This window comes from Stenotrophomonas maltophilia group sp. msm4, assembly GCF_032025605.1.
GTDB classification, from domain to species: domain Bacteria; phylum Pseudomonadota; class Gammaproteobacteria; order Xanthomonadales; family Xanthomonadaceae; genus Stenotrophomonas; species Stenotrophomonas sepilia.
The window spans coordinates 940,227-966,292 of the sequence record NZ_JAVSKK010000001.1 but is presented as its reverse complement, the minus strand read 5'-3'; the positions used below and the strand labels follow the sequence as shown (position 1 = coordinate 966,292).

Genomic DNA, 26,066 nt, shown 5'->3' with positions numbered 1-26,066 from the left:
GTAATCCGATGCGCATCTGGGCAGTCGCCAACCAGAAGGGCGGAGTCGGCAAGACCACCACCACCCTCGCCCTCGGCCGCGGCCTGGCCGCACTCGGCCATCGCGTGCTGCTGATCGACCTCGATCCGCATGCCTCGCTCAGCCGCGCCTTCGGCGTGCCGGTGGACCCGCCGCCGGCCGGCGTGCTGGAGCTGTTCGGCACACCGCCAGCGGACCTGTCCGGCCTCTGCCATGCCAGCAACATCCATGGCCTGGACTACGTCTGCGCACAGTCGGCGCTGGCCACGCTGGAACGCCGCAGCGCCAACCAGCCCGGCCTCGGCCTGGCCCTGCAGAACGCGCTGGCGCGCCACCAGGGCCAGCACGACTACATCCTGCTGGACTGCGCACCCACCCTCGGCCTGCTGATGATCAACGCACTGGCTGCCGCCGATCGCCTGATCATCCCGACCCAGGCCGAGCCCCTGGCACTGCACGGCCTGGATGGCATGGTCCGCACCGGCGAGATGGTCGAGCGTTCGCGCCGCCGCCCGCTGCCGATCTCGATCCTGCCGACCCTGTTCGACCGCCGCACCCGCGCCGGCAACGAATCGCTGCGCACCATGCAGGATCGCCACGGCAACCGCGTGTGGGAAGACGCCATTCCGATCGATACCCGCATCAGCAACGCCGCCGGGCTGACCCTGCCGAGCGCTGGCGAGGACTACCCGGGCCGTGGCCTGGCCGCCTACCGGCGCGCCTTGAACTGGATCCTCGGCGAGGATGCCCGCGCCCTGGAGCAGGCCGCATGAACAGTACCGGCATCCTCGACGACTACCTGGACGAACTGCTGGGGGAGGCGATGGTCGCGCCGCCGCCTGCCGTTCTGCCGCCCGCAGGCGCCGGGCCAGGCCCGGCGATCGAAGCAGTCGCCGAACGCGAACCGACCTGGGACGACCTGCCGGCCGACGTGATCTACGAAACCGAAACCATCGCCGCCACGCCCAGCGGGGACAGCGCTGCGCTGGAAGCCGCCTTCGAGAGCGCCGCACCACCCACGCGCGAACCCACCTGGGATGACCTGCCCGCCGAGGTGATCTACGAAACAGAATCCGTCGCCGCCGCACCAAGCCCGGACGACGCGGTGCTGGAAGCGGCCTTCGAGAGCGCTGCCGCCTCCGCTAGCGCTGGGCCGGGTCCGGCGGGAGAAGCGGTTTCCGGACGCGAGCCGACCTGGGATGACCTGCCTGAGGAGGTCATCCACGAAACCGCGCCGGCACCCGCCGTCGTTGCAAACGCCGGTCCGGAACCTACCTGGGACGACCTGCCGGACGAGGTGATCTACGAAACCGATCCGGCGGACAGCCATCGCCTCGCCCACACCGACAGCCCCGGCCTGCAGGCCGCGTTCGAGGCGGCCGCGGGTGGCGAAGACGTAGCCACGCCACCGCCCGCCGTGGTCGCAGCACCGGTCGCCCCCACGGTTGCACCTGCAGCTCCGGCCCCGGCGGCGCGCACCGCCACTCCGCCGCCGCGCGTCGCCGTCGATGCCCCGGCAGGCAACCGTCCCGGCACCTGGCAGGAGCTGCAGGCGCAGGCCCACCAACCGGCCCGCAGCCCGCACCCGCAGAACCGACGCGCCGGCGAACGCACTTCGCGCTGGCTGCGCCTTCGCTGCGGCACCCAGGCCTATGCGCTGGAACTGCTGAAGGTGCAGGAAGTGGTGCTGCCGGTGCCCCTGCTGCCGCTGCGTGGCACTGCAGCGGCCATGCTCGGCATCATGAACCTGCGCGGCCAGGTGGTCCCGGTGATGGACCTGGGCCTGCACTTGGGCGCGGCCGCCGCCGAGGACGACGCGCAGACCCGCATCGTGGTCCTGGAGGAGGACGGCGAGACCATCGGCCTGCGCGTGTCAGCGGTCGAAGATGTCGCCAACCTCACCGATTCGCAGATCGAACCGCCCGATACCGCGCGCATCTGCCAGATCTCAAACGACCTGTTCCGCGGCGTGGCCCGGGTCAGCCAGCGGCCGATGATCCTGCTCGACGCCACCCGGCTGTTGAGCTGAGCCGCCAAGAAAAAGGGGACGGAGGGGATTAAGTCGCAAGTGGCTCGGTGCTTTGCACCGAAGCGGTGCCTGTCGGGGACGCAAGGAGTTGATCCGTTGGATCAACACCTTACGTCCCCACTGCGCGGTCGCCGTTGCAGAGGGCGCTGCAGTAGAGCCAGGTCGATTGCGACTTGATCCCCTCCGTCCCCTTTTAAGCAGCGACCGCATCGACGTACCGCGTCGATTCTTCTAAAGAACCCTACCGGGGTGCCGTTATGGATCACGGAACCGTTTGTCCGGAGCAACGATGAGCACTGTCGAACTGGGTGGGGATCTCGGCATCGAGAGCACTACCGAGCTCAAGAACCGCCTCGCCCCCCTCGTGGAGCAGGCTGGCGAGCTGACCCTGGATGCCAGCCAGGTCGCCCGCATCCACACGGCCGCCGTGCAGGTGCTGTGTGCGTTCGTGCAGGCCCGCCGCGAGGCAGGCCTGGGCACCGGCTTCCACGGTTGCACTGCAACCTTCAGTGACGCCGCGCGCCTGCTGGGCGTCACCCAGGCCCTGGGCCTGGACGTAACCCATGACAACCTGAAATCTGTGGAGAACGCTGCATGAGCGCACGTATCTTGGTGGTGGACGATTCGGCGTCGATGCGCCAGATGGTGTCCTTCGCCCTCACCTCGGCCGGTTTTGCCGTCGAAGAAGCTGAAGACGGCGCGGTCGCGCTCGGTCGCGCCAAGGGCCAGCGCTTCAATGCGGTGGTGACCGACGTCAACATGCCGAACATGGACGGCATCGCGCTGATCCGCGAACTGCGCCAGCTGCCGGACTACAAGTTCACCCCGCTGCTGATGCTGACCACCGAATCGGCCGCCGACAAGAAGTCCGAAGGCAAGGCCGCCGGTGCCACCGGCTGGCTGGTCAAGCCGTTCAATCCCGAACAGCTGGTCGCCACCGTGCAGAAAGTGCTGGGCTGATCGCCCGGCGCCGCTCCCCCTCCTCGCTTCCGGATCACCACTGCCATGAGCATGGACCTGCAACGCTTCCACGCCACCTTCTTCGAGGAGAGCCGCGAAGGCCTCGATGCGATGGAGGCTGGCCTGCTGGCCCTGGAATCGGGGCAGCAGGACGCGGAGATCATCAATTCGGTGTTCCGCGCCGCCCACTCGATCAAGGGCGGCGCCGGCACCTTCGGCTTCGACGCGATCGCCGGCCTGACCCACGTGCTGGAAACGCTGCTCGATGAGCTGCGCGCCGGCAAGCGGGTCCTGGAAGGCCACGCCGTCGACGCCATGCTGTCCTCGGTGGACGTGCTGCGCGCCCTGCTGCGCGAAGCCGAACACGGCCAAGCCGCAGATCCCGCCGCAGTCGCTGCGGTGAAAGCGCGCCTGGAAGCGGTTCTTTCCGGCCAGGCCGCAGCGAGCGCCCCGGCGGCCGCGGCAGCCAAGGTGGACGATACGCCGGAAGCCTGGCAGATCGGCTTCACCCCGGCGCCGTCGCTGTTCATGAGCGGCAACGATCCATTGCGCATCATCCGCGAACTGGAACACCTCGGTTCGCTGCAGGTCGCTGCGCGCATGGAACGCCTGCCGGGCTTCGCCCAGCTTGATCCGCTCGAAGCCCATCTTGCGTGGGATCTGGGCCTGGTCGGCAAGGTGCCGCGCAGCAAGATCGAAGACACCTTCGCCTGGGTGCTGGACGATTGCGAGCTGGACATCCGTCCCGCCGCGCCGCCGAGCCTGGCCACGCAGGCGCCGGCCGCTGCGGCTCCCGCTCCGGTCGCAGCGGCACCGTCTGCACCTGCCGCGCCTGCCGCCAGCGGTGGTGCCAGCCAGGAAGCGGAAACCTCGATCCGCGTCAGCGTCGACAAGGTCGATGCGCTGATCAACCTGGTCGGCGAGCTGGTCATCACCCAGGCCATGCTCAAGCAGGTCTCGCATGCGCTGGACCCGGTCCACGCCGAGAGCCTGTTCGCCGGGCTGGACCAGCTTGAACGCAACACCCGCGACCTGCAGGAAGCGGTGATCGGCGTGCGCATGCTGCCGGTTGATGCGGTGTTCCGCCGCTTCCCGCGCCTGGTCCGCGACCTGTCCAGCCGCCTCGGCAAGCAGGTGCGCCTGCGCACCGTCGGCGAAGGCACCGAACTGGACAAGGGCCTGATCGAAAAGATCGCCGATCCGCTGGTGCACCTGGTGCGCAACTCGATCGACCACGGCCTGGAAATGCCCGACGTCCGCCGCGGTGCAGGCAAGGACGAGACCGGCACGATCACGCTGGCAGCTTCGCATCAGGGCGGCCATATCGTCATCGAAGTCAGCGACGACGGTCGCGGCCTGGACCGCGCCAAGATCCTGGCCAAGGCTCACGAACGCGGCCTGGCCGTGCCGGACAACCCGACCGATTCGCAGGTCTGGGACCTGATCTTCCAACCCGGCTTCTCCACGGCCGATGCGGTCACCGACCTGTCCGGGCGTGGCGTCGGCATGGACGTGGTCCGCCGTAACATCCAGGCACTGGGCGGCGAGGTGCAGATCGAAAGCAGCCTCGGTACCGGCACCCGCACGCTGATCCGCCTGCCGCTGACCCTGGCCATCCTCGATGGCATGACGGTGGCCGTGGCCGGCGAAACCCTGATCCTGCCGCTTGCCTATGTGCTTGAGGCGTTGCAGCCGCAGCCCGAGGATATCCGCAGCATGGCCGGCGAAGGCCGCGTGCTGCGCGTGCGAGGCGAGTACCTGCCGATCCTATCGTTGAGCGAGTACTACGGCTACGGCAACCGCGCACCGGGCAGCGAATCGCTGGTGGTGGTGGTGGAAGGCGATGGCCAGAAAATCGCGCTGGAAGTGGACGAACTGGTCGGCCAGCAGCAGGTGGTGGTGAAGAACATCGAGAACAACTACCGCCGTATCGGCGGGGTGTCCGGTGCCACCATCCTTGGCGACGGCCGCGTCGCGTTGATCGTCGACATCGGCGGACTGGTGCGCTCGCTGCGGATGCCGCAGGCCGCCTGATCCACGCCGCATGCGGGTCATGGACCGCCGCCCTTCGGGGCGGCGGTTTTTGTTTGTGTGCTCCATTCCAGCCGGGGTCAGATCCCTTTTCAGGGAAAAGGGATCTGACCCCATCCCTTCTGTGAACTCCGTCGAGGCGATGGTTTCGCGCGCAACCACGTCATCCGAGCGCAAGCCCCGCCAGACCAGCACTTTCGTGCCGTCATCCCTACGCAACCGAATGTGATCTGCGTCCATAAAGTCCGCGCGGACGGCGCCGTTATTTCGCTTTGACGGTCGTCACCGAACCCCACCGGGCGCCCCCGTTCGCTCTGCAACCACCCCCAAACCGGCGCACAGACGCCGGCACTCTGCCCACCTGGAGCACCCTGCATGAAGTGGTTCCAAGATCTGCCCATCGCCCGCAAGCTGGCCGTGGGGTTCACCCTCACCACCCTGATGACCGTCGTACTGGGTGCCTTTGCCCTGATCCGCCTGTCCGAGGCCAATGCGCAGCTGCGCGACATGGCCGGCAACGATATCCCCTCGGTCCAGCACCTGGGCGAGGCGCGCTCGCAGCTCGGCGAGTTCCGCACCTACGAACTGGCCCAGCTGAGCATGCTCGACCAGCCGGAAAAGGTGGCCGACTACAACAAGCGCATGAACGACACCGCCAAGGCCGTGCATGACGAACTGGCGGCGTACACGGCGCTGCCGGCGCTGGACAAGGAGCGTGAACTGTATCGCGCAGCCAGCGCACAGCTCGACCGCTACTTCGCCGCCAACAAGGCGATGCGCGACGCCGTGACCGCCGGTGACGGCGTCCTGGCGCGGCAGATCTCCGACGAACAGTCACGCCCGGCGCGTCGCGACCTGTTCGCTGCGATGAAGGCACTGGGCACCCACATCGCCGGCCAGATGGACCGCAAGATCGCCGACGCCAACGCCACCCACCGCACCAGCATGATTGCCATCATCGGCTGCATCGTGCTGCTGTCGCTGGTCGCTGCCGCGCTGGCCATCGTCATCTCGCGTGCAGTGACCGGCCCACTCGGCAAGGCCGTGCATGCCATCCAGGCCGTTGCCCGCGGTGATCTCAGCGTCAGCACCCAGGCCACCAGCAACGATGAAGCCGGCAGGATGCTCGCTGCCACCGCCGAGATGACGGCGATGCTGCGACGCTTCAGCGAGCAGACACAGCTGATGGCACAGATGCACGCTGGCCCGGACATCAGCCATCGCATCCCGGAAGATTTCCCGGGTGTCTACGGCCAGCTGGCCAACGGCATCAACACGGTGATCTTCGAGCACCTCGATGCGATCGTCGATGCCATTGAAGTACTCAACCAGTACGCCATCGGCAATCTGAGCCCGGATGCACGCCGCCTGCCCGGCAGCCGCGCGATCCTGCATGAATCCATGGACGCAGCCAAGGCCAGCCTGCTGGCCATCAATTCGCAGATCCAGCACCTGGCTGCGGCGGCCGCCGCCGGTGACTTCAGCCAGCGCGGCGACGCACAGCGGTTCCAGCACGACTTCAAGCTGATGATCGAGCACCTCAACACCATGATGCAGGTGGCTGACGGCAACCTTGGCCAGCTCTCGCAGCTGCTGCAGTCGATCGCCACCGGCGACCTGACCGCGCGCATGGAAGGCCAGTTCAATGGCGTGTTCGCCCGCATGCGTGATGATGCCAACACCACGGTCGCGCAGCTGACCCAGATCGTCGGCCAGATCCAGGCCAGCGCTTCCAGCATCACCCTGGCCGCCGGCGAGATCGCCTCAGGCAACAGCGACCTGTCGCGCCGGACCGAGCAGCAGGCCGCCAACCTGGAAGAAACCGCAGCCTCGATGGAGGAACTGACCTCCACCGTGCGCCAGAACGCCGAACACGCCCGCCAGGCCAACCAGCTCGCCATCGGCGCGCACGGTGTCGCCTCGCAGGGCGGTGAAGTGGTCGGCCAGGTGGTCACCACCATGTCCGCCATCGAAGCCTCGTCGAAGAAGATCGCCGAGATCATCTCGGTCATCGACGGCATCGCCTTCCAGACCAACATCCTGGCGCTGAACGCCGCCGTGGAAGCCGCGCGTGCCGGTGAACAGGGTCGCGGATTCGCCGTGGTCGCCAGCGAAGTGCGCACCCTCGCCCAGCGCTCGGCCGCTGCCGCCAAGGAAATCAAGGGCCTGATCGACGACTCGGTCGGCAAGGTCGCCGAGGGCTCCAGCCTGGTGCACCAGGCCGGCAGCACCATGGGCGAGATCGTCGCCTCGGTGCAGCGTGTGACCGACATCATGGCAGAGATATCTGCGGCCTCGCAGGAACAGAGCGCGGGCATCGAGCAGGTCAACCAGACCGTGGTGCAGATGGACGAGACCACCCAGCAGAACGCCGCACTGGTGGAGGAAGCCACCGCCGCCGCACGTGCGATGGAGGATCAGGCCGTGCAGCTGGGTGAAGCCGTGGCCCGCTTCCGGCTGGCATCGCACGGCACGACGGCCATTCCGGCACGCCCGCTGGCGGCACCGGTACCGCGCCAGGTCGCAGCCGCCGCGCCTTCGGCAAAGCCGGCTTCCGCGCGCCCCCTGCGCAGCTCGACGGCGCAGCCGGTACTGGCCGCCGACGGCGACTGGCAGGAGTTCTGACAGAACCACGGGGTCAGATCCCTTTCCCGCAGAAAGGGATCTGACCCCTTACGCGTGGAAAGTGATGCAAATCCCACTTCATAATCCGGTGCAGAGGCCGATATCCCCATCGAGCCTCGCGCCAATGCGTGCTGGCGCCCGCCCCTGACCGTAGATTCCATGTCCGACGGCAACGACACTGCAGTGCATGATGTCCACGCGGCCGACGCCGCTGACGAGCGCTTCCTGGTCCGCAACCCGCGCCAGCTGCGGCAGCTGCTGCGCTCGCTGATCGACCAGCGATCACTGATCAACGCGCACATCGACGGCCGTGACCGTTCGTTCCCCACTGCGCTGCTCGACCTCGACGAGGACGAGGACTACCTGCTGCTCGATGGCAGCCCGCAGGAAGCTTCCAACCGCGCCGCTGAGCAGGCCGATCACCTGCTGTGCTTCGCCCAGCTCGAACGGGTGCTGGTGCGCTTCCGCCTGCACGAACTGCAGCGCGTGGACAACGACGGCCACGTGGCCTTCCGCGCCCCGCTTCCGGAAGAACTGGTGCACCTGCAGCGCCGCGAGCTGTATCGGCTGGAGACGCCAGTCACTGATTCACCGCAGCTGCTGCTGCCACCCGGCGAAGCGCGGGCCGAAGCGCTGTCGATGCGGGTGGTGGACATCAGCGGTGGCGGTCTGGCCGTGGTGGTGCCCAATGACTGCGCGGTATTTGGTCTGCAGAAGCGCTATCCGGCGCAGCTGTCGCTGCCGGACGGCCCCGACCTGGACATCGCGCTGGTGGTCTGCAACCTGTTGCCCCAGCGCCAGCCCAACGGCATCGAGGTCAAGCGCGTGGGCATGCGCTTCGACAGCCTGCCGCGCGGCGCCGACAGCGCCATCCAGCGCTACATCTTCCGCATCGACCGCCAACGCAAGGCACGCCGCAACGGCGAGCTCTAAGGCCCGGCCAACAGGTAGTGCCGGCCGCTGGCCGGCAACGTCGCGACAATGCGGGTACGGCCATTGCCGGCCAGCGGCAGGCACTACCGATCTCCGGTGGATCCACGCCATGCGTGGATGCCTTTCCCCGGGCACCTAAAGTCCCCCCCAGCGGAGCCGATATCGAGCCTGACACCGGGACTTCCGGCAGAACCAGGACCCCTCGATGAACGACAAGACCAGCTCCGCCGCCAGCACCGGTGGCGAATTCCTCAGCTTCACGCTTGGTGACGAGCACTACGGCGTGGACATCCTCAAGGTGCAGGAAATCCGTGGCTATGATGCGGTTACCCGCGTGCCGGATGCCCCGGACTACATCAAGGGCGTGATCAACCTGCGCGGCACCATCGTCCCGGTGATCGACCTGCGCCTGAAGCTGCGCCTGGACAACGCCCGCTACGACGCCTTCACCGTGATGATCGTGCTGAACGTCGACGACCGCGTGGTCGGCATCGTCGTCGACAGCGTCTCCGACGTGATCCCGCTGTCGGCCGAGCAGATCCGACCGACCCCGGAATTCGGTGCCGCCGTCGATACCCGCTTCATCTCCGGCATCGGTACCCATGACGATCGCATGCTGATCCTGCTGGACATCGAGACCCTGCTCGACAGCGCCGACATGGGCCAGGCCAGCCCCGCCGAAGACGTCGCCGCCTGAGCAACCGGAACTGCTTCACGTTCCAGTCACAAAACCCTTCAGTTCCCTTCGGCGGTGCCGATAGGGGGACAGAAGCCGGTCGCGCAGGAGCGCGCAGGACCGGCCCGATCGTTACCATCCCCGGAGATACCCTCGATGAAGTCCCTGTTTGCGTTCGTCTCGGCTGCTGTCCTAGCCACCACCGCCACCTCCGCTTTCGCCCAGTCGGCCGACATGATCCCGCCGGAAATGGCGCCGCGTTCGGTCGGCAAGGACGGCATGGTCTGTGGCAAGGTTGAAAAGGCCCGCTACGCAGAAGGTTCCGAAGGCCAGCCGACCTTCCTGTACATGGGCGGTGCCTTCCCGCGCCACACCTTCTCGGCCCGCATCGCCGGCGAGAACCGCGGCAAGTTCTCCTTCCCGCTGGAAACCCTGGAAGGCAAGACCGTCTGCGTGATCGGCAAGATCCAGCGCGACGCCTCGCGCGCGGAAATCGAAGTCAGCTCGCCGGCTGGGCTGAAGCTGGCCAACATCAAGTAATCCGCTGTCCGTCGAACTACGCCGGACCTGGTGCCGGCGTGGTTTCTGCTGCAACCGGGCCCGATGCCCGGGCGCGTCTGCCTTAGGAGCTCGCAACGCCCATGCCGTGGATCAACAACCTGAAACTGATGCCGAAGCTGCTGCTGACCTTCGGCGTCCTCCTGCTGGTGATGCTGCTGCAGGGCATCGTCGCCTATCGCGGCCTGCATTCGCTGAACAACGTCACCACCGAGCTGGCCGGTTCACGCATGGAAAGCATCCGCCTCGCCGGCGAGATGCGCGGCATGCTGGGCGAGTACCGCAATGCCGCCTACCAGCAGTTGATCCGCGCCAGCGACGACGTCAAGGCCGATGCGCGCAAGCAGGCCGTCGACCTGCGCACCAGCATGGACAAGTCGATCAAGGACTATCCGAAGCTGGTCGATAACGCACAACAGAAGAAGTTGTTCGACACCTTCGCCAAGGAATGGAAGGATGCCCTGGCGTCCTATGACAGCGTCACCGAGATGCTGGAACTGGACCTGCCGGACGACGCCATCGATACCTTCGTCGGCGAAACCCGTACCAAGCACCGCAAGGCTGCATCGGCGCTGGAAGCGCTGATCGCCGAAGACAACCGCCTCGCCCGCGCCTCGCGCGAAGAGGCCGCTTCCACCTATTCCGCCTCGGCCGTGCTGACCGTGATCGCCCTGCTGGGCGGCGCCGCGCTCGGCCTGGTGCTGGTGTGGCTGTTCGCACGCGCACTGGTCGGCAGCGTGCGTGGCGCCGTCTCGGTCGCCAACGACGTCGCCGGTGGCAAGCTCGATGGCCATATCGACGTCAGCCGCCAGGACGAAGTGGGCGAACTGATGCAGGCCATGCAGCGCATGCAGCGCGACCTGCGCGAGCGCATCGAAACCGACCAGGCCGTCGCCCGCGAGAACCTGCGCATCCGCACCGCGCTGGACTACAGCTCGACCGGCGTGTACCTGACCGACACCAGCAACACCATCGTCTACAGCAACCGCGCCCTGCAGCAGACCCTGAGCCAGTACCAGGACGAAGTGCGCCGCGACCTGCCGGACTTCGACGCCCAGGCCTCGCTGATCGGCAAGCCGGTCACCGTGCTCGAGCACCGTGGCGAGATGGACCAGACCCTGCTGGGCAACCTGAAGGCGCACGGTGTCGCGCGTCGCCCGATGCAGTACGGCGATGCCCAGTTCGCCCAGGTGGTGTCGACCATCCGCAATGAAGGCGGCGACACCGTCGGCTACGTGGTGGAATGGCGCGACCGTACCCAGGAAGCGCAGGTTGAAGCGGAAGTGGCCCGCGTGATCGCCCAGGCCGCCGCCGGCGACCTGTCCGGTCGCATTGACGCCACCGACAAGGAAGGCTTCTTCCTGCAGCTGGCGCAGCAGATCAACGGCCTGCTGGACGCCAACGCCGGCAGCATCGAGCAGATCTCCGGCCTGCTTGCGGCACTGTCGCAGGGCGACCTGACCGTGCGCATGCACGGCGACTACCAGGGCGTGTTCGCCCGCATGCGTGACGATGCCAACGCCACCGCCGCGCAGCTGAGCGAGATCGTCACCCGCATCAAGCAATCCAGCCGCGCGATCAGTTCGGCCGCCGGCGAGATCGCCTCCGGCAACAGCGACCTGTCGCGCCGGACCGAGCAGCAGGCCGCAAACCTGGAAGAAACCGCGGCCTCGATGGAGGAACTGACCTCCACCGTGCGCCAGAACGCCGAACACGCCCGCCAGGCCAACCAGCTCGCCATCGGCGCGCACGGTGTCGCCTCGCAGGGTGGCGAGGTCGTCGGCCAGGTGGTCACCACCATGTCCGCCATCGAAGCCTCGTCGAAGAAGATCGCCGAAATCATCAGCGTCATCGACGGCATCGCGTTCCAGACCAACATCCTGGCACTGAACGCCGCCGTGGAAGCCGCGCGTGCCGGTGAACAGGGCCGCGGCTTCGCCGTGGTTGCCAGCGAAGTGCGCACCCTCGCCCAGCGCTCGGCCGCCGCCGCCAAGGAGATCAAGGGCCTGATCGACGACTCGGTCGGCAAGGTCAACGATGGCTCGGCGCTGGTGCACAAGGCCGGCGCCACCATGGGCGAGATTGTCGCCTCGGTGCAGCGCGTGACCGACATCATGGCCGAAATCTCCGCGGCCTCGCAGGAACAGTCCGCCGGCATCGAGCAGGTCAACCAGACCGTGGTGCAGATGGACGAGACCACCCAGCAGAACGCTGCGCTGGTGGAGGAAGCCACTGCTGCCGCGCGTGCGATGGAAGAACAGGCCGGCCATCTCAGCGAAGCGGTGTCGATCTTCGTGGTCGACGAGGCCGAGGTCGTCGCCGCCCCGCGCGTCGCCGCAGCCCCGGCCCCGCGAGCCACCGCGCCGGCCGCCCCGGCACCGGTCGCACCGCCGGCCCGCCGCACCGCTGGCGGTCGCCCGATGGCCACCGAACTGGCCGACGGAGACTGGCAGGAATTCTGATGCCGGCCTGACCTGATCCACGAACACGCCCTGGCCCCGTGCTGGGGCGTTTTTGTTTACGGGGTATCTGGATATCCAGCCAACGGCGAAGCCCCTCGGGGTGGTCACGGAAAGCTGCGGATTTCCTTCGCTCGGGCCGGGAGGGTGGGTCGCGCAGGGGACGCCGTGAACCCGTCCATGAAGTGACCCCCGGGAGTTGGACATCAGATCCGACCCCGAGGGATACATGAACAGATACGACGCGCGTTTCAAACTGCAGGTCGCCAAACAGGCCTGCAAGACCTCCACATCGGTCAAAGCCGTTGCTCGTCGCTACGGCCTGGAGTTCTCCACGGTCAGGCGCTGGGTGGCGACCTATCGGCTGCATGGTTGGCGGGGATTTCATCGCCAGTCCCAGTCCTATGACCTCGCATTCAAGCTGGCTGTCCTGAAGAAGATGGGCCAGGACGGCATGTCCGGGCGGGAGGCCACCACTTACTTTCAAATTGGCGATGCCGGCGCGGTGGGTCGGTGGCGTCGCCTGTATGCTCAAGGCGGTGCCCAAGCGCTGGCACCACCTCCGCCGCCGCCCCGAAAGCCGATGAAAAAGACCCGTTCGTCCAAGCCACCTGAGGAAATGAGCCGCGATGAGCTGCTCAAGGAAGTTGCCTATCTGCGTGCGGAGACCGACTACCTAAAAAACTCGATGCCTTGATCCGGGAAGAGCAGGCGGCGCAGGACGCAAAGCGCAAGCCATCCAAGGATTGAGGCAGGTTCATACGCTGTCGCTTCTGCTCGAAGCGGCAGAGCTGTCACGCAGTACGTTCTATTACCAGAACCATGTCCTGGCCCATCCGGATCAGGATGAGGCAGCCCTGTGCGAGCGCATCCGGGCAATCTACGATCAAAGCCAAGGGCGCTATGGGTATCGCACGGTGACGCTGGAACTGGCCAATCAGGGCCATCGGACCAATCACAAGCGGGTACAGCGCCTGATGGGGGAGATGGGCCTGAAATCACGGGTACGCGTGAAGCGCTACCGGTCCTTCAAAGGGGCCGCCAATGTTGTGGTTGGCAATGACCTCAATCGCCAGTTCCATGCCGAGCGGCCCAACCAGAAGTGGGTGACTGACGTCACCGAGTTCAAGGTGCAAGGCATGAAGCTGTACCTGTCGCCGATCATGGACCTCTACAACGGTGAAATCGTGGCTTATCAGATCAAGCGCCAGCCTGTGTTCGATCTGGTAGGTCAGATGCTGGAGGAGGCCATCAAGAAGCTTTCGCCGGATGAGCGGCCAATGATCCACTCCGACCAGGGCTGGCAGTACCAGCATGAGAACTACCGGCACATGCTGGAAAAGCACTCGTTGAAGCAAAGCATGTCCCGACGTGGCAACTGCTTGGACAATGCGGCAATGGAAAGCTTCTTCGGGACGCTGAAGTCGGAGTTCTTCTACCTGAACAGCTTTGACAGCATCGAAAGCCTGGAGGCCGGGCTGGTGGAGTACATCAAGTACTACAACCAAGAGCGAATCAGATTGAAATTGAAGGGGCTAAGCCCGGTAAAGTACCGGGAACAGGCCCAAGCAGCCGCCTGACCCCACCGTCCAAGTCTCGGGGGTCACTTCACCATGGGGGCTTGGCCGCGGCATCCATGCCGCGGACACCCCTGCGCAACCCACCCTCCCGGCCACGGACAGTTTCCGTGCGCGTCCACCCCGGATTGAAGAAAGAAGAGCAAAAAACAAAAGCCAGGTCACTTCCGGGGTCAGATCCGTTTTCCGCAGGAAAACGGATCTGACCCCTCTTTCCACCTGGAACCCCAACGCTCTTTCCGTCCGACACCGAAATGCCGAGAGGGCTGGGCCGGGGTGGGTAGGCAGGACCGTTGGCGCCATGGATGGCGCCATCGAGCCCCCATGGACGGGTTTACGGCGTGTCCTGGCTGCCCACCCCGGCCCAGCCACCTACTGACAATCCAGCGCCGACCAACTGCTGTTGCTGTTGCTGTTGCTGTTGCTTCAAAACCAGCCTGCCGCAGGCAGCGCCGCAGGCAGCGCCGCAGCCGCCGCTGCACGGAAACCTGAATACGTTCGGACACCGCACCTCAATCCCCCGCCCTGACGGCCGATAACGGGGTTGTCACCGCTTGTCCCGCCGTGACCGGCTCGGCGCCGCCCGCCTGCTTCAACCGGGTCCTGCTCGATGAATCTCCTGCATCGCTGGCAACACTACTTCCGCAATCTTTCCGTCCGGCGCAAGCTCAACCTGCTGACGCTGCTCATCGCGCTCGGCGTGATCGCGCTCTCGGTGATCGCCGCCCGCATGCAGTACCTGGATCTCACCGAGACCCGCAAGGCCGCACTGAAGACCCAGGTCGAGCTGAGCTACGGCATCCTCCAGCACTACCACCGTCTGGCCAGTACCGGCGAACTCAGCGAAGAGGCTGCCAAGCGCGCCGCGCTGCAGGCACTGGAAGTGATGCGTGCAGAGAACGATACCTACTATTTCAACGTCTACGACACCGGCTACCGGCTGCTGATGCACCCGTTCCGCAAGGACCTGGTCGGCAAAGACATGAAGGACTTCCGCACCGACGATGGTGTGCGCATCTACTACGACCAGGTCGAAGCGGCCAAGGCCGGTGGCGGCTTCGTCAACTACCGCTGGGCCAAGCCGGGCAGCAAGGGCGACGTGGAGAAGGTCGCGTACGCCGGACTGTTCGCGCCGTGGAACTGGGTGGTCAGCAGTGGCGTCTACATGGACGACGTGCAGAAGCAGGCGCTGGTGTTCACCGCCATCATGGCAGTCTCCGGCGGCGTCCTGGTGCTGATCGTACTGGCCCTGAGCTGGGTCATCGGCAACCGCATCGCGGTACCGCTGAAGCAGGCCACAGCCGTCGCCGAAGGCATCGCCGCCGGCAAGCTCGACAGCCACATCGGACCGCAGCCGCACGATGAAACCGGTCGCCTGCTGGACGCCATGGCCGGCATGCAGCAGCAGTTGCATGCGGTCATCACCGGCCAGCGCGAAATGGCCCGCCGCCACGACGGTGGCGAACTCAGCTACCGCATCGACGCCAGCGCCTTCCCCGGCGAATACGGGCTGATGGTGCAGGAAACCAACGCCCTGGTGGGTAGCCACGTGCAGACCCTGCACGATGTGCTGGACGTGGTGCAGCAGTACGCGGTCGGTGACCTGAGCCGCGACATCGCCCGCTACCCGGGCGAGAAGGCGGCGATGACCACCACCGTCGACACCGTCAAGGCCAACCTCGGCCGCATCAACGCCGAGATCAAGCAGTTGGCCAGCGCCGCCGCTGCCGGCGACTTCAGCCGCCGTGGCGATGCGCAGCGCTTCGACCACGATTTCCGCCTGATGCTGGAAAACCTCAACGCGATGATGGCGGTCAGCGATGACAACCTCGGCAAGCTGTCGCAGCTGCTGTCGGCCATCGCCGAAGGTGACTTGACCGCGCGCATGCACGGCGACTACCAGGGCGTGTTCGCCCGCATGCGCGACGATGCCAACGCCACGGTCGCGCAGCTGACCCAGATCGTCGGCCAGATCCAGGCCAGCGCCTCCAGCATCACCCTGGCCGCCGGCGAGATCGCCTCGGGCAACAGCGACCTGTCGCGCCGTACCGAGCAGCAGGCCGCCAACCTGGAGGAAACCGCCGCCTCGATGGAGGAACTGACCTCCACCGTGCGCCAGAACGCCGAGCACGCCCGCCAGGCCAACCAGCTCGCCATCGGCGCCCATGGCGTCGCCTCGCAAGGTGGCGAGGTCGTCGGCCAGGTGGTCACCACCATGTCCGCCATCGAAGCCTCGTCGAAGAAGATCGCCGAGATCATCAGCGTCATCGACGGCATTGCGTTCCAGACCAACATCCTGGCGCTGAATGCCGCCGTGGAAGCCGCGCGTGCCGGTGAACAGGGCCGCGGCTTCGCCGTGGTCGCCAGCGAAGTGCGCACCCTCGCCCAGCGCTCAGCCGCTGCCGCCAAGGAGATCAAGGGCCTGATCGACGACTCGGTCGGCAAGGTCAACGATGGCTCGGCGCTGGTGCACAAGGCCGGCGCCACCATGGGCGAGATCGTCGCCTCGGTGCAGCGCGTCACCGACATCATGGCCGAAATCTCCGCGGCCTCACAGGAACAGAGCGCGGGCATCGAGCAGGTCAATCAGACCGTGGTGCAGATGGACGAAACCACCCAGCAGAACGCCGCACTGGTGGAGGAAGCCACCGCTGCCGCACGTGCGATGGAAGACCAGGCCGCACAGCTTGCAGATGCCGTGGCGATCTTCCGGCTCGACAACCAGGTCTCGGCCGCAGTGAAGGCTGTCGCCGAGCGCGTGGAACCGGCGCGCATCACCACCGTGGCACGTCCGCAGCCGACCAGCACCCCCGCGCCGGTACGTCGCAGCAGCAACGCCAGCACCTTCGCCGCCAGCGACAGCGACTGGCAGGAATTCTGAGACCCACCCGTGGCGGCTTCGGCCGCCGCCCCCGCCGATGGACACGTCCCCCGTGCAAAGTCCTACTCCCATCGTTACCGGCCCACGCGAATTCGAGTTCGCCGACCGTGATTTCCGCCGCGTCTGCGACCTGATCTACCAGCGCGTGGGCATTGCGCTTGCGCCGGCAAAGCGCGACATGGTCTACGGCCGCCTGTCGCGCCGCCTGCGCACGCTGGGCATGCGCAGCTTCCAGCAGTACCTGGACCATCTGGAACAGGAAGATGGTGACGAGTGGCAGGCGTTCACCAACGCCTTGACCACCAATCTGACCTCGTTCTTCCGCGAACCGCACCACTTCGACAAGCTGCGCGAAGAACTGCAGCAGCGCTCCAGCCGCACGCCGTTGCTGCTGTGGTCGTGCGCAGCGTCCACTGGCGAAGAGCCCTACTCGATGGCGATCACCGCGTGCGAGGCCTTTGGCACCCTGAAGCCGCCGGTGCGCATCATCGCCACCGACGTCGACACCCAGGTGCTGGCCACCGCCGGCCGCGGCGTCTACAACATCGATCGCGTCGCCAGCCTCGATCCGGACCTGCGCCGCCGCTACTTCCAGCGTGGCAGCGGCCCCAACGAGGGACAGTGCCGCGTACTGCCTGCGCTGCGCGAGCTGATCGAATTCCGCCCGTTGAACCTGCTCGCCCCGCGCTACGACGTCGGTGGCCCGTTCGACGCACTGTTCTGCCGCAACGTGATGATCTACTTCGACAAGCCGACCCAGCGCGCGATCCTCGGCCGTCTGGTGCAGCACCTGGCCGATGACGGCCTGCTCTACACCGGCCATTCGGAGAACTATCTGCACGCCGCCGACCTGATCCAGCCCTGCGGCCGCACCCTGTACCGCCGTGCGGCGAAGGCCGGCGCATGAATGCTTCGCTGCGTACCGACGATGTGATGCGCTACCAGGATGCGCGCTTCCAGACCATCGCCGCCAAGCTGCTGCCCACCCAGTACCTGGTGGTCGATGACACCACCGCGCTGACCACCACGCTGGGCTCGTGCGTAGCCGCCTGCCTGCGCGACCCGGTGCTGAAGATCGGCGGCATGAACCACTTCCTGCTGCCCGAGGGCAACGCCGGTGACGGCGCGCCCGCGCGCTACGGCAGCTACGCGATGGAACTGCTGATCAACGACATGCTCAAGCGTGGTGCCCACCGCAAGCGTATCGAGGCCAAGGTGTTCGGTGGCGCCAACGTGCTGAAGGGCTTCACCAGCAACCCGGTTGGCACCCGCAACGCCGAGTTCGTCCGCCAGTACCTTCAGGCCGAGCACATTCCGATCATTGCCGAGGACCTGTGCGGCATCCATCCGCGCAAGATCTGGTTCTTCGCCGATACCGGCCGCGTGGTGGTGCAGCGCCTGCCGCATGCGCATGAGGCCGAGGTGGCCGCCACCGAATCGGCGGTGCGTGCGCGCCTGTCCAAGGCGCCGGTCACCGGTGGCGTGGAGCTGTTCGAATGACCTTCACCGGCAACGCCCCCTGCCGGGTCCTGATCGTCGACGACTCCGCCGTCGTGCGGCAGATGCTCACGGAAATCCTGTCCAGCGACCCGGCCATCGACGTGGTCGGCACCGCGGCTGACCCGCTGCTGGCGCGCGAGAAGATCAAGCGCCTGCTCCCGGACGTGATCACCCTGGACGTGGAAATGCCGCGCATGGACGGGCTGGCGTTCCTGGAAAACCTGATGCGCCTGCATCCGCTGCCGGTGGTGATGATTTCCTCGCTGACCGAGCGAGGCGCCGACACCACCCTGCAGGCACTGGCGCTGGGCGCCGTGGATTTCGTCTCCAAGCCCAAGCTGGACGTGGCCCGTGGCCTGCAGGGCTATGCCGAGGAGATCATCGCCAAGGTCAAGATGGCGGCGCGCTCGCGCGTGCGCCCGCTGGTGCGTGCCAGCGCCCCCAAGCTCACGCTGGACGCAACGCCGGCGATGCGTGCTGCCTCGCCGCAGTTCCGCACCACCGACCGCCTGATCGCGATCGGCTCGTCGGCCGGTGGCACCGAAGCGCTGCGCGTGGTGCTGGAAGGCATGCCTGCCGATGCACCCGCCGTGGTGATGACCCAACACCTGCCGGCTAGCTTCAGCAGCGCCTTCGCCGAGCGACTGGACCGCCATTCGGCGATGGCCGTGCGCGAGGCCAGCGACGGCGAAGCAGTACTGCCCGGCCACGCCTACCTGCCACCCGGCGGCAAGCACCTGCGCATCATCCGCGACGGTGCGCGCTGGCGCTGCCGCATCGACGACGGCCCGGCGGTAAACCGGCACAAGCCCGCGGTGGACGTGCTGTTCCGCTCGGTCGCGCAGAGCGCCGGTGGCAATGCCATCGGTGCCATCCTCACCGGCATGGGTGACGACGGTGCGCGCGGCCTGCTGGAAATGCGCCAGGCCGGCGCGCCGACGCTGGTGCAGGACGAAGCGACCAGCGTGGTGTGGGGCATGCCCGGTGCCGCGTTCAAGCTGGGCGCTGCCGAGGAACAGGTGCCGCTGGAGCGGGTCGCCGAGCGGTTGCTCGCCCTCGCCCGCGGCTGACAGGCCCCTGTAGAGCCGAGCCCACGCTCGGCTCCGCTCCCTGCTGGACACCTCCAAGAGACGTCAGGCTCAATTGCCGATCCGCCGCCAGCACTTTCGACCATTGATGTTTCAACGGCGCTGATCGAGATCTGATCCTGCCGCAAGCCATGCGCGGCAAACGGGAGGCCCGCAGGACACCGACTGGAGCGCGGCTGGAGCGGGTCGTATAGTCAGGTATCGCACAGCAATGGAACGCCGATGAACGTTACCCCGCAAGGCCGCGCTGCTCGGGTACACAGGGTGGGAAGTCCGGGTAACGGACAATACCCACTGCGCAACCTGTCGCATTTGCCCAGATATGGCGCCATCGTCCGTGATGAGTCCGCATGTTCCAAGGATCAAGGACAATCCTGCAGCGACACGGACCGCTCATGCTGAAATTCGTCCCCAGCCTTGCTCATGTTGCGTTGATCGCCTTGATCACACTGGTTGTTGCAGGCTGCAACAAGGAACGCTCGTTCCCGGTCTATCGCGAGAATCCTGCGCCCAGAGATGCGCTGCCGATTGTGATTCGGGTCCACGATGCACCCGTGGATGTCCCCGTTCCTTCGGTCTTCGTCACGTATGAGATAGACCCACTCTGTCTGCCTCCGGTCAACAATTGGGAGGGGGTGCAGTACGAGCCGAACCAGCACAAGGTTGAGGTTCAGGCACAGCGCCTCAGTGCAACTGAATTCAGCAGTGCTGTTTTCAACGACGGTATGGAAGTTGCCGACTATTACGGTCGTGGCCCGTGCACTTGGACACCCGTGCTTGTGGAAGCTTCATTCCCCTTCATCATCGATGATCGCCCAATCCGAGCGTCCGTCGCAGCACTATTCACGGAAATTGAGGGCGGGAGAACCTTCACTGCTTACGTAAAGCGCGCATTGCCGCCCTTGACCACAGGACAGTCGACAGAGCGGACGCCAACCGAGCCTTCAAGTTGGTACGAAAAGATGCCCCCAGAGAAGCGCGAGGAATACTTTCCAATCGAAGTCTCCACACGGATTGAAGGAGCATCGCAATGAATCCTAAAGAAAGCGCGGCGCTTTCGGACGATGTCTATAAGGACCCGCTTCCGCCCGTCAGTTCCGACATCACCGTCGGCGGAACAAAGTATGAGGTCCTCGCTTGTCGTGACTCTGGGAGCGGATATCAGGGTATTGTCTACCTCAACATCAATACAAAGGAAGTCATCGTCGCCCATCGCGGTACCGAGTTTGATCGTCAGCCCATGCTTGATGGCGGCATCGACGCCGCGATGGTCACCGCCAGATTCAACGCGCAACTGACTGACGCGCTGGCGCTGACAAAGCAAGCCCTCAGGCTGGCCGAAGAAAGGGGAGCCGGGCCAGTACACGTCACCGGCCACTCCTTGGGCGGCGCGCTCGCGCAGATCACTGCACACCACTACAACCTCCCCGGCGACGCGTTCAATCCCTACGGTGCCGCCGGGCTGGCATATCGCCTTCCTGAAGGCCAGCCAGCCAACGCGGCCCCCTTCACCAACCATGTGATGGCAGGCGACCTGGTCAGTGCCGGCGGTCCCCATTACGGCAAGGTCGAGATGTATGCGCTGCCCAGGGAACTGGAGATCCTGCGCAACGCCGAGCACGGCCAGCGCATCGCCTCGATCGGAACACCCGGGATGAAGAGCGGCCATGTCATGTCCGCCGCGGTGGCGGTCCAGTTGGGCGACTCCCATCGAGTGGTTCATTTCCTTGATCGCATGACCGACAAGGGTCCGGTGCAATCTGTACTGGACAACCCACAGGCGCGGGTCACGGATCCTGAGGACCTGCGCCGGATTGCCGACTACCGCAGTGATGTTCATCAACTGCGTGCGGGTGCGACCGTGCTTGTCGGCGGCGGGCCCGGTCTGCTGCGCGACGGTATCAATTTCCTGCGCGGTGTCGAGGAAGCCGGTGCATACGCCCGCCGCGAGGCTGAAGCGGAGCAGCGGGCCCAGAATGCGCTCAAGCCGGGGGAGCAACTGATCCAGGATGCAACCGGCAAGGGCTCGCCCTCTCTCAGCAATCCCGCTTTCTCTCCCAAGAACCCTTTACAGGAGAGCATTGAATCAACCTTGGACAAGGCAGGCCAGGATCCCAGGAAGGAAGGCCATCCAGACCATGCGCTCTACCGGCAGATTCGCGAGGGCGTATCCACCGTGGATGCCAGGCACGGGCGCAGCTTCGATGAAACCAGTGAGCGCGTGACGGCCGGCCTGCTTGCGGCGGCCAAGGGCAGCGGCCTGGAACACGTCGATCATGTTGTACTGGGCAATTCACCCAGCGATGGCTCAGTCTCTCGCATGTTCGTTGTGCAGGGAGCGCTCGACAATCCAGCACACCTGCGGGCGTCGGTTCCAATCAGTGAGGCCGTCAATACGCCCGTAGAACAGTCGCTCGCCAAGGCCGAGCAGATTTCGCAGGCACAGCAGGTCGCCCAGCAGGACCTCGCCCACGAGCAGGTCCTCACGGCGAGGCGGATGGGCTAGGCCACCTGGCCGGGCACAATGAAAAACCCGGCTCTCACCGGGGATTTTTCATTTCAACGGGATGCCGGCCAGCGGCCGGCACTACCATGCGTCGTCCGCTCACAAAAAACCCCCGGCGCGAGCCGGGGGTTTTCCGTTACCGCATCAGGCAGCGACCGTGCTGGCCACGTCCTGGTATTCCTCGATCTGGTCGAAGTTCATGTAGCGGTAGATCTCCGCACCATTGGCGTTGATCACGCCGATGTCCGCCATGTACTCCTCCTTGGTCGGGATGCGGCCCAGACGCGAGCAGATCGCCGCCAGTTCCGCCGAACCCAGGTACACGTTGGTGTTGCGGCCCAGACGGTTCGGGAAGTTGCGGGTCGAGGTCGACATCGCGGTGGAACCTTCGCGGATCTGCGCCTGGTTGCCCATGCACAGCGAGCAGCCCGGCATTTCCATACGAGCGCCGGTAGCACCGAAGGTGCCGTACACGCCTTCCTTGGTCAGTTCCGAGGCGTCCATCTTGGTCGGCGGGGCCACCCACAGGCGGGTCGGCAGGTCACGCTTGCCTTCCAGCAGCTTGGCAGCGGCGCGGAAGTGGCCGATGTTGGTCATGCACGAACCGATGAACACCTCGTCGATCTTGGCACCGGCCACTTCGGACAGGGTCTTCACGTCGTCCGGGTCGTTCGGGCAGGCCACGATCGGCTCGTGGATGTCGGCCAGGTCGATCTCGATGACGGCGGCGTACTCGGCGTCCGCATCCGGCTCCAGCAGCTGCGGGTTGGCCAGCCACGCTTCCATCTTCTCGATACGGCGCTGCAGCGAGCGCGGATCCTGGTAACCCTCGGCAATCATCCACTTCAGCAGGGTGATGTTGCTGGTCAGGTACTCGATGATCGGCTCCTTGTTCAGGCGCACCGAGCAACCGGCCGCCGAACGCTCGGCCGAGGCGTCGGACAGTTCGAACGCCTGTTCGACCTTCAGATCCGGCAGGCCTTCGATTTCCAGGATACGGCCGGAGAAGATGTTCTTCTTGCCCGCCTTGGCCACGGTCAGCAGGCCCGACTTGATCGCGTACAGCGGGATCGCGTTGACCAGGTCACGCAGGGTCACGCCCGGCTGCATCTTGCCCTTGAAGCGCACCAGCACCGACTCCGGCATGTCCAGCGGCATCACGCCGGTGGCGGCAGCGAAGGCGACCAGGCCCGAGCCGGCCGGGAACGAAATACCCACCGGGAAACGGGTGTGCGAATCACCACCGGTACCGACGGTGTCCGGCAGCAGCATGCGGTTGAGCCAGCTGTGGATCACGCCGTCGCCCGGGCGCAGCGAAACGCCGCCACGGGTGGAGATGAACTCCGGCAGGGTGTGGTGGGTCTTGACGTCCACCGGCTTCGGGTAAGCGGCAGTGTGGCAGAACGACTGCATCACCAGGTCGGCCGAGAAGCCCAGGCAGGCCAGGTCCTTCAGCTCGTCACGGGTCATCGGGCCGGTAGTGTCCTGCGAGCCGACCGAGGTCATCTTCGGTTCGCAGTAGGTGCCCGGGCGCATGCCCTTGCCTTCCGGCAGGCCACAGGCGCGGCCGACCATCTTCTGCGCCAGCGAGAAGCCCTTGCCGGTATCGGCCGGCTGCACCGGCAGGCGGAACAGGTCGGTCGGGGCCAGGCCCAGCGCTTCGCGCGCCTTGCCGGTCAGGCCACGACCGATGATCAGCGGGATGCGGCCACCGGCACGCACCTCGTCGAACAGCACGTCGGACTTGACCTGGAACTCGGCGATCACTTCGCCGTTCTTCAGCGCCTTGCCTTCGTACGGACGCAGCTCGATGACATCGCCGTGCTCCATCTTCGACACGTCCAGCTCGATCGGCAGCGCACCGGCATCTTCCATGGTGTTGTAGAAGATCGGGGCGATCTTGCCGCCCAGGCACACGCCACCGGCGCGCTTGTTCGGGATGTACGGAATGTCATCGCCGGTCCACCACAGCACGCTGTTGGTGGCCGACTTGCGCGAGGAGCCGGTGCCGACCACGTCGCCGACGTAGGCGACCAGGTGGCCCTTGTCCTTCAGCGACAGGATCTGCTGGATCGGGCCGCGCTTGCCGTCTTCTTCCGGGGTGAACGGCGCGTCGTCGCGCTTGTTCTTCAGCATCGCCAGGGCGTGCATCGGAATGTCCGGGCGGGTGGTCGCGTCCGGTGCTGGCGACAGGTCATCGGTGTTGGTTTCGCCCGGCACCTTGAACACGGTGACGGTCAGGCTCTGCGGCACTTCCGGGTTGCTGGTGAACCACTCAGCCTCGGCCCAGCTCTGCAGCACGGCCTGGGCGTTGGCGTTGCCGGCCTTCGCTTTCTCCTGCACGTCATGGAACGCATCGAACACCAGCAGGGTCTTCTTCAGGCCGTTGGCAGCGATGGTGCCGACGCTGGCGTCGTCCAGCAGCTGCACCAGCGGTGCAACGTTGTAGCCGCCAAGCATGGTGCCCAGCAGTTCGGTGGCGCGCTCGCGGCTGATCAGCGGGTTCTGCTCGCTGCCCAGGGCGATCGCCGCCAGGTACGACGCCTTGACCTTGGCTGCGTCATCGACGCCGGCCGGCACGCGGTGGGTCAGCAGGTCGAGCAGGAACTCGGCCTCGCCCTGCGGCGGGTTCTTCAGCAGTTCGATGACATCGGCCGTCTGCTGCGCGCTCAGCGGCAGCGGCGGGATGCCAAGCGCAGCGCGCTCGGCGACGTGGTGGCGGTAGGCTTCCAACATGACAACTCCCGGGTAATGCGTAGGTTGAAAAATCAAAAGTGGGCTCAGGCGTGCGGCACGATCAGCTTCAGGCCCTTGAAGTAGTCGCGGTAAAACGTATCGTTCCAGGTGATCAGGCCATCGCACTGCAGCAGTGCATGGGCGCCGACCATGAATTCGTCCAGGCTGCGGCGGCTGCCACCGCGCTGGCGATGACGGCGGTGCATCTCGCCGGCGCGCAGCGCCGACTTGGCCTCCATCGGGTTGAAGTGCACGCCCATCTCTTCCAGTGCTTCGAGCACTTCGGCACCACCGCGCAGCGATGCGCACACTTCGGCCAGAGTCGCGCCACAGACCACCACGCGGCCACCGACCAGGCTCTGCCGGAGGATGGCCTCCACGGCATCGGCCTGCGGGCCGTTGCTGAGCAGTTCGACCAGTACCGGCGAATCGACGGCGATCATCACGGCTTACTCCTCGTCACGCACCGCGCGCACGGCCGCGTCGGACGACTCGAAGCCGTCCAGCGCGAACTTGCCGCGCGCCCGTGAAATGGCATCGTCAACACTCTTGCGCAGGATGATGCGGCTGCCGTCCAGCTCGACCTTCAGCAGCGTGCCCTTGGTCAGGCCGAGGGCATCGCGCACCGCCTTGGGCAGGGTGATCTGTCCGCGTTCTGCAACGGTGGCTTCCATGGGTAGGCCTCAAAAAGTATGTATGAATTATACATACCTGACGTAAACACCTCAAATCGGGCGAATTGTGACCTTGAACCAGAACCAGTCGCATTCGACCGCTAGACTGGCCGGGCAGCCCTCGCTGTACCGGGCCGGGACACTCCGGCACCGCACGCCCCCTCTCTCATAAAAGGACGTTCAATGCGCGCATTCATTCTGACCCTGGCTCTGGCCACCCCCCTGGCCCTGGCCGCAGGCCCGGCCCACGCCAATCCGTTCGCGGCCCACACCACCGGCACTGAGATCACCCAGAAGCAACTGGACGAGCTGGAGGTGGGCAAGGCGACCCAGGACCAGGTCCGCGAGAAGTTTGGAGCGCCGACGCGTCGTGAGCAGCTTGGCGACACCCAGGTCTGGTACTACGACTACGCCAAGATCAAGCACTTCGGAAAGAACGTGCAGGAATCGACCGTCTTTGAGTTCGGCAAGGACAACGTACTCAAGGTGAAATCCAAGGGCGCGGCTCCCGCCAAGACCGGCAATCCGTTCCTGGGTGGCTGATCGCCACTGACTGGCGCGCTGCCCGTCGGCGGCGCGCCCCCCGTGCCCGGTCAAGAACGCCTCGACCGCCACGATGACCATCGCTCAGCTCGGCTCCGCCCCCAGCGCCTGCAGCCCCCCCCATGCTGCCCTCCACCTGTCCCCCGGCGCCATACGGCACTGCCTCGAGCCTGTCAGCCCGCACTAAGTCCGGCGGCGCCATGACACGAAAACTACATACGAATTTATAACCTTGCGTTCTGAGCCCGCAGTTCTGCGGCCCCGACGGCATC

21 protein-coding genes are annotated in these 26,066 nt (G+C 65.9%); 18 read left to right on the top strand and 3 right to left on the bottom strand.

What is annotated here, in order from left to right:
- Window positions 1-8: 8 nt before the first annotated feature.
- From ROV93_RS04510 to ROV93_RS04430, 17 genes are all read left to right on the top strand, one after another.
- Window positions 9-791, top strand: a complete 783-nt coding sequence (locus ROV93_RS04510) for a ParA family protein (protein WP_069138615.1) — start codon at window positions 9-11, stop codon at window positions 789-791.
- Window positions 788-2,047 carry a chemotaxis protein CheW gene (locus ROV93_RS04505; RefSeq protein ID WP_072166949.1) on the top strand — a complete coding sequence of 420 codons (1,260 nt, stop codon included), beginning with the start codon at window positions 788-790 and terminating at the stop codon, window positions 2,045-2,047. The genes ROV93_RS04510 and ROV93_RS04505 overlap by 4 nt, the downstream gene beginning before the upstream one ends.
- A gap of 289 nt (window positions 2,048-2,336) precedes the next feature.
- Complete coding sequence (locus ROV93_RS04500; protein WP_061478730.1) at window positions 2,337-2,645, top strand: STAS domain-containing protein; 309 nt, start codon at window positions 2,337-2,339, stop codon at window positions 2,643-2,645.
- Window positions 2,642-3,007, top strand: a complete 366-nt coding sequence (locus ROV93_RS04495) for a response regulator (RefSeq protein ID WP_005409521.1) — start codon at window positions 2,642-2,644, stop codon at window positions 3,005-3,007. The genes ROV93_RS04500 and ROV93_RS04495 overlap by 4 nt, the downstream gene beginning before the upstream one ends.
- A 45-nt stretch (window positions 3,008-3,052) precedes the next feature.
- The gene (locus tag ROV93_RS04490; RefSeq protein WP_072166948.1) at window positions 3,053-5,041 is read left to right on the top strand and encodes a chemotaxis protein CheA; all 1,989 of its coding nucleotides are present in this window, start codon (window positions 3,053-3,055) and stop codon (window positions 5,039-5,041) included.
- Between the two features lie 372 nt (window positions 5,042-5,413).
- Window positions 5,414-7,663 carry a methyl-accepting chemotaxis protein gene (locus tag ROV93_RS04485; protein WP_072166947.1) on the top strand — a complete coding sequence of 750 codons (2,250 nt, stop codon included), beginning with the start codon at window positions 5,414-5,416 and terminating at the stop codon, window positions 7,661-7,663.
- A gap of 159 nt (window positions 7,664-7,822) precedes the next feature.
- Window positions 7,823-8,596, top strand: a complete 774-nt coding sequence (locus ROV93_RS04480; RefSeq protein WP_005416413.1) for a flagellar brake protein — start codon at window positions 7,823-7,825, stop codon at window positions 8,594-8,596.
- Between the two features lie 205 nt (window positions 8,597-8,801).
- Window positions 8,802-9,293: a chemotaxis protein CheW gene (locus ROV93_RS04475; RefSeq protein WP_072166946.1), complete on the top strand. Its 492-nt coding sequence runs from the start codon at window positions 8,802-8,804 to the stop codon at window positions 9,291-9,293.
- A gap of 213 nt (window positions 9,294-9,506) precedes the next feature.
- Window positions 9,507-9,812, top strand: a complete 306-nt coding sequence (locus ROV93_RS04470; protein WP_223224824.1) for a hypothetical protein — start codon at window positions 9,507-9,509, stop codon at window positions 9,810-9,812.
- A 101-nt stretch (window positions 9,813-9,913) separates the two neighbouring features.
- Window positions 9,914-12,292: a methyl-accepting chemotaxis protein gene (locus ROV93_RS04465; protein WP_065178536.1), complete on the top strand. Its 2,379-nt coding sequence runs from the start codon at window positions 9,914-9,916 to the stop codon at window positions 12,290-12,292.
- 226 nt (window positions 12,293-12,518) lie between these two features.
- A protein-coding gene (locus ROV93_RS04460; protein WP_312538594.1) for an IS3 family transposase occupies window positions 12,519-13,869 on the top strand; the annotation gives its coding sequence in 2 pieces (ribosomal slippage) (window positions 12,519-12,970 and window positions 12,969-13,869; 1,353 coding nt in all).
- Window positions 13,870-14,476: 607 nt separating this feature from the next.
- Window positions 14,477-16,747, top strand: coding sequence for a methyl-accepting chemotaxis protein (locus ROV93_RS04455; protein WP_072168977.1), 2,271 nt, complete (start codon window positions 14,477-14,479; stop codon window positions 16,745-16,747).
- A gap of 37 nt (window positions 16,748-16,784) precedes the next feature.
- Window positions 16,785-17,654 carry a CheR family methyltransferase gene (locus ROV93_RS04450; RefSeq protein WP_049416359.1) on the top strand — a complete coding sequence of 290 codons (870 nt, stop codon included), beginning with the start codon at window positions 16,785-16,787 and terminating at the stop codon, window positions 17,652-17,654.
- Window positions 17,651-18,247 carry a chemoreceptor glutamine deamidase CheD gene (gene cheD, locus ROV93_RS04445; RefSeq protein WP_014037083.1) on the top strand — a complete coding sequence of 199 codons (597 nt, stop codon included), beginning with the start codon at window positions 17,651-17,653 and terminating at the stop codon, window positions 18,245-18,247. Before ROV93_RS04450 ends, cheD begins: the two co-directional genes overlap by 4 nt.
- Window positions 18,244-19,317: a chemotaxis response regulator protein-glutamate methylesterase gene (locus ROV93_RS04440; protein ID WP_072168978.1), complete on the top strand. Its 1,074-nt coding sequence runs from the start codon at window positions 18,244-18,246 to the stop codon at window positions 19,315-19,317. Before cheD ends, ROV93_RS04440 begins: the two co-directional genes overlap by 4 nt.
- A gap of 413 nt (window positions 19,318-19,730) precedes the next feature.
- The gene (locus tag ROV93_RS04435) at window positions 19,731-20,369 is read left to right on the top strand and encodes a hypothetical protein (RefSeq protein ID WP_072168979.1); all 639 of its coding nucleotides are present in this window, start codon (window positions 19,731-19,733) and stop codon (window positions 20,367-20,369) included.
- Window positions 20,366-21,841: an XVIPCD domain-containing protein gene (locus ROV93_RS04430; protein WP_072168980.1), complete on the top strand. Its 1,476-nt coding sequence runs from the start codon at window positions 20,366-20,368 to the stop codon at window positions 21,839-21,841. Before ROV93_RS04435 ends, ROV93_RS04430 begins: the two co-directional genes overlap by 4 nt.
- A gap of 144 nt (window positions 21,842-21,985) precedes the next feature.
- On the opposite strand, the gene acnB is transcribed toward ROV93_RS04430, so the two are convergent.
- The 3 genes from acnB to ROV93_RS04415 are packed head-to-tail and all read right to left on the bottom strand — an operon-like array spanning window position 21,986 to window position 25,251.
- Window positions 21,986-24,577: a bifunctional aconitate hydratase 2/2-methylisocitrate dehydratase gene (acnB, locus tag ROV93_RS04425; RefSeq protein ID WP_180890809.1), complete on the bottom strand. Its 2,592-nt coding sequence runs from the start codon at window positions 24,575-24,577 to the stop codon at window positions 21,986-21,988.
- Between the two features lie 44 nt (window positions 24,578-24,621).
- The gene (locus tag ROV93_RS04420) at window positions 24,622-25,020 is read right to left on the bottom strand and encodes a type II toxin-antitoxin system VapC family toxin (protein WP_005416402.1); all 399 of its coding nucleotides are present in this window, start codon (window positions 25,018-25,020) and stop codon (window positions 24,622-24,624) included.
- Window positions 25,021-25,026: 6 nt separating this feature from the next.
- Window positions 25,027-25,251 (bottom strand): AbrB/MazE/SpoVT family DNA-binding domain-containing protein, encoded by a 225-nt coding sequence (locus ROV93_RS04415; RefSeq protein WP_005409505.1) that lies wholly within the window; start codon window positions 25,249-25,251, stop codon window positions 25,027-25,029.
- Window positions 25,252-25,434: 183 nt separating this feature from the next.
- Between ROV93_RS04415 and bamE the strand changes: the two genes are divergently transcribed.
- Window positions 25,435-25,794, top strand: coding sequence for an outer membrane protein assembly factor BamE (bamE, locus tag ROV93_RS04410; protein ID WP_069138623.1), 360 nt, complete (start codon window positions 25,435-25,437; stop codon window positions 25,792-25,794).
- Window positions 25,795-26,066 lie beyond the last annotated feature (272 nt).